Genomic DNA, 4,917 nt, shown 5'->3' with positions numbered 1-4,917 from the left:
AAAGTATATAAAATTGACCCAATTGAGGAGACTCAGGCATGTCTGGTCCGGTAAAAGAGTGAGATGTGTATGGATCATTAGTTGCAGGATTGAAACTATCCGAATGGCGTTCGCGTGGTTTGTGGATGTAAATGGGGAAGGCTGTACGTTGATCAGGTATGGCCACGAGATCGGAAGAATTGATGATGTAATGTAAATTACATCATCTTAATCTTAAACGCTGAAAGGGAGAGATGAAGCATGTCAGAGCAAGAAATGTTTCGGTGTACCATTATGCGGGGAGGTACTAGTAAAGCGGTTTTCCTGAGATACAATGATCTGCCGTTGGAGAAGGAATTGAGGGATCGAATTATACTGGGCATTTACGGCAGCCCGGATGTCGGGCAGATTGATGGCTTGGGTGGTGCTCGGGTTCAGACGAGCAAGCTCGCAATCATTAGTCCTCCCAGCCGCAGCGATGCCGATGTGGATTATACCTTTGGCCAAGTGCAATTAGATTCAGCTAAAATTGACTATTCCATTAATTGCGGAAATATATCATCCGCTGTTGGTCCCTTCGCGATAGACGAAGGAATGGTAGCGGCGAAAGAACCAGTAACTGAAGTCCGGATACATAATACGAACACGCAAAAAATCTTGATTGCAAAAGTTCCGGTCAAGGATGGTCGTGCCGTTGTCGAGGGCGATTTTAAAGTTGATACTGTGCCAGGTACCGGCGCGCGGATAGAACTCGATTTCAGCAGGACAGTCGGTGCCGCCACTGGCAAACTTCTTCCTACCGGTAATGTTCTTGATGTCATCAATGTTGAAGGTTTGGGGAAAGTGCCGGTGTCTATGGTTGATTGCGCCAATCTTATGCTTTTTGTGAATTCTAAAGTATTGGGCCTAACAGGGAAAGAGTCCACGCCGGAGATTGCCGCTAATCGAGAAATCATGAATTCGGTTGAATCCATCAGAGCCACGGCAGCTGTTGAGTTTGGAATAGTGCCGCGTGGTCAGAATGCTACTAAGGTGAGCCCGGTACGTCCAATTATAGCTTTAGTTAGTGAAGCTGCAGATTACATTGACTATGTAACCAAGGAAGTGTGGAGTGCGGAAAAATTTGATTTTCTGGCAAGGCCATTTTTTAATCAGCATACAGGGGATGCTTTTCCCGGGACCGGAACAATATGTGCGAGTGTAGCGGCTATGCTTGAGGGAACAATTGTCAATCAGGTTGTATCCCAAAAAGCGAAAGATACCGGAGTTGTACGTCTTGGTTATCCTCGGGGGGTCAATGAAGTTGAAGTTAAGATTAGTCGTAATAAAGATGGTTTTGTTGTCGAACATGCTCAGATTTGCCGGACCGCGAGGAGAATCCTGGATGGCTATGTTTATGTTAAAAAGAGTTTAATTCAAATTTAATTCACAGTTCAAATTTATAAAAACTACTACACAAGGAAAGGCGGAATAGAGAAATGAATGAGACAAGGGTACTTTCGGAATTCATTGCCGACATTTCATATGACAAGCTTCCGGACAGAGTGATAGCGGCCGTTAAAAAATGTCTGATAGATTACGTCGGCGTAGCTGCATTTGCTTCACAGACCGATATGGGGAAAATAATCACCAGTTTCTGCTCCCGCAACAATTTCGGGCACGCCACCATTTTGCCCGATTGCAAGGCCGAGTATGGGCCGTCAATGGCGGCGATGGCTAATGGCACTCTGGCCCATGGATTCGAACTGGACGATATCAATACTCCTTCCGCTTCTCACCCCGGTGCCGTTATCATGGCCGCTTCTATAGCTCTAGGCGAGGAGATCGACGCGGACGGCAAGCAGCTTATTGAGGCGATAGTCGCTGGCTACGAGGTCATGATGCGAGCGGGTGTATCTATCGCGGTACATCATCTGAGAAAGGGCTTCCATCCTACCGCTTCCTTCGGCACCTTTGGCGCCACTGCAGCTTGCGCGAAGCTCTTGGGGCTTAACGCCGACCAGGTAGAAAGCGCTCTGGGACTCGCAGGGTCCTTCGCGTCCGGACTGGCCCAGTTCTCCGTCAAAGGCTCCATGGTCAAACGTATTCATGCCGGCAAGGCCGCCGAGCAGGGAGTCATCATCGCCCAGCTAGCAAAAGACGGCTTCAAAGGACCGGCGGAAATTTTGGAAGGGAAGTTCGGCTTCTGCCGGGTTTTCAAGGATGCCGATTACGAGCCGGATTACGGACTGATAACCAAAGGACTTGGCGAAACCTACGCGGTCGAGGATATCACTGTAAAGCCTTCCGCCGCCTGCGGCGTTCTTCACCCCGTCGTAGATTGCTTGGAGATCATCAAGAAGAATGCGGACTTTGTACCCGATTTGGATGCGGTGGATAAGATTATCGTCAAAGGCCACACCAATCTTGTCGAAGAGCACAACACCTACGAGCCGGACTCGATACTGACCGCGCAGTATAGTCTTCCTTTCACTGTAGGTCTTTCTTTCTGGGGTAATGTCAATGATGCCAAAAACTATTTGGACGTGTCTATTCTTAAAAATCCGACCATACTGGCTTGGGGCAGAAAAGTCACGACGCAGTTCGACCAAGAGGTTCAGTCCACTTGCCCTGCTCTTTTTGGAGCGAAAGTGGAGGTCGTTATGACCGACGGGAGGAGCTATAAAGCCCATGTCAGGTGCGCCAAGGGTGGAACAGAAAACCCGTACACTTTTGACGAGGTCGCGGAAAAATATAAGGTTCTCGTTGCTGATGTCTTTACGCCGGAGATGGCTGAAAACATTGCCATGAAGGTTCGTTCGGTGGAAAAACTGAAAAGTGTGAGAAATCTATTTGAAATAACCAAAGGATTAGTAAAGGAGCGATAAATATGAAAGCTGAATTTATATTCACCGTGACCGAGTCCAAGTGGCTGATCGCCAAATGTATTGCTAGGCTGGAACGTGTGCAAAAGGCCCTGAAGGAAGGGATCGTTGCGATGCATCCCAGCACCAGTGTTTATCACTTATACTATGAGCTGACAGGGGAATATCCTGATGTCAAAAAGGTTTGGATAACAGGCATGAACACTCCCAAGGCGATGTGTGGCGAGGCCAACACCATGCTAACACACAAGCAAAATGCTAATAAAAGTACTGATCCAGGCGTGGTCAAGGCTCTGTCGGATGCGGGTTCCTATTCCCATACTCTGGTTCTGAGAAATGGCAAGCCTGTATATGGATGGACCCTTAACGAGCTTATCGACAATATGGGCGCGGGGGATATTTATTTCAAAGGCCCTAATGGCGTGGACATGAATAAACGTCCCCTCGTCCTCATTGGCAGCAAAGACGGAAGTGGCACCATTGGTCGGATGGTGGCCGGAGCAAGTAAAAAAGGCTATGAGATCATAACACCAGCCGGGCTTGAGAAATTCCTTCCTTTCGATCTTCGTGAATCCGCCAGATTTGTAAACAGCGGCGGTATCGACTATTCAATGGGCATAAGGAGCAAGGCGTTTTCCTTTGATTGCACTGTGATCAACGAAGTAGATGCGCTTGAGTCTTATGCGGATGTAAAAGCTGTGCCTTTCGCAGCAGGCGGGCTTGACGGAGCGGAAGGTGCTGCCTTGGTTGCCGTTGAAGGGGAGCAGACGCAGGTTCAAAAGGTCATAGAGCTTTGTGAAACAGTTAAAGGAGCAAAATTGCCCCCTATTCATTCTCTCGACTGCGTAGAGTGCCCAGCCCACATCTGCCATTTTCGTGGCACAAAAAAGCCTTGGATTAAATAGTCTGAAGTCCAAAACATTTGATTCTTCAATTCAGGCTCATTCAAGTGGATAGTGTTGCTCATAAGGGCTTCCTCTGTGTGCGGTTTTGGGACTAGTTACTAGACAATTCCTATCCTGCGCACTCAGAGGTTGCTCTATGAATTTCGCAATATTGATTTATTGTCGTGAATGTGATGATTAAAGGATAAATGTTAATTGATCCGATTTTGAAAAATAATCGTAATAAGTATACTTGCAGTTGATTTGATTAAGTAAGGGAGTGGCGGCAAAAAGGTCACAAAAAATAAGACGTGTTAGTTTTCGGCAAAAGAATTTACATGTAGAAGGAGATTGGTGAAATGTCCAAAGCAAAATTGTTAAAGGAAAGTATGAAAAAAGGGAGGGTAATCGCACCATTTGTTTATGATGGAGTTCAAGCAAGATTTGTTGAAAGAAACGGGTTTGAAGCTTGTTATATGACCGGTTTTGGAACGGCTTCGAAGTTAGGAATTCCGGATGTGGGATTATTGACTTTAACCGAGATGGCAGAAAATGTTAGGATTATTGCCAATAGTGTTGGTATTCCGGTTGTTGCCGACGCAGATACGGGATATGGAAACTACTCGAATGTCGTCCGCACGGTACGCGAATATGAAAAAGCGGGAGCCGCGGCGCTGCACCTGGAAGACCAATTGTGGCCAAAACGCTGTGGTTATATGACCAATAAGCAAGTAATTCCGAAAGATGAAGCAGTGTCAAAAGTAAAGGCTGCGTTGGACGCAAGACACGACCAGGATTTTATTATCATTGCACGCACTGATGCGCTTGCTGTCGAAGGCTGGGATTCAGTCGAAGAACGGGCTCGCGCTTTTGTCGAAGTTGGTGCCGATATGATTTTTGTGGATGGAATACATGAAGAGAATCTCGCCGAGTACAAACGCAGATTAGGCGATTTACCGATAATGCTTAATAATGTTCCCCATATTCCCATGAAAAAAGTGGATGCTGTTGGTGGGTTTAGGTTGGTCATTCACCCGGGAGCTTTTTCAGCAAGCTTTAAAACTTTTGATGAGGAGTTACAGTTGCTTAAGAACACAGGCGTTGTCTCTTTGGATAAACCATTTGAAGTTTTTAATCGGCTTGTTGATATCCTGGGAGCAGAAGAATATTTCAAACTTGACTCTTATTAT

At 46.5% G+C, this 4,917-nt stretch carries 5 protein-coding genes; all 5 read left to right on the top strand.

Annotation, left to right across the window (positions count from 1 at the left end):
• On the top strand, positions 1-196 hold a 196-nt coding region (locus VN379_RS18070; protein ID WP_325536365.1), incomplete at its 5' end, for a hypothetical protein.
• Between the two features lie 44 nt (positions 197-240).
• Positions 241-1,404, top strand: a complete 1,164-nt coding sequence (locus VN379_RS18065) for a 2-methylaconitate cis-trans isomerase PrpF family protein (protein WP_325536363.1) — start codon at positions 241-243, stop codon at positions 1,402-1,404.
• A 53-nt stretch (positions 1,405-1,457) separates the two neighbouring features.
• A complete protein-coding gene (locus tag VN379_RS18060; protein ID WP_325536361.1) occupies positions 1,458-2,846 on the top strand; it encodes an MmgE/PrpD family protein in 1,389 nt (462 codons plus the stop codon).
• A gap of 2 nt (positions 2,847-2,848) precedes the next feature.
• Entirely contained in the window at positions 2,849-3,748 is a 900-nt protein-coding gene (locus VN379_RS18055; RefSeq protein ID WP_325536359.1) for a hypothetical protein, read from the top strand.
• Positions 3,749-4,086: 338 nt separating this feature from the next.
• Positions 4,087-4,917: isocitrate lyase/PEP mutase family protein (locus VN379_RS18050; protein ID WP_325536357.1), on the top strand; the 831-nt coding region annotated here is incomplete at its 3' end.

It is taken from the genome of Sporomusa sp. (genome assembly GCF_035561255.1).
GTDB lineage: Bacteria > Bacillota > Negativicutes > Sporomusales > Sporomusaceae > Sporomusa.
Note: the sequence above shows the minus strand (reverse complement) of the source record. Positions and strands in the feature narration are given on the sequence as shown.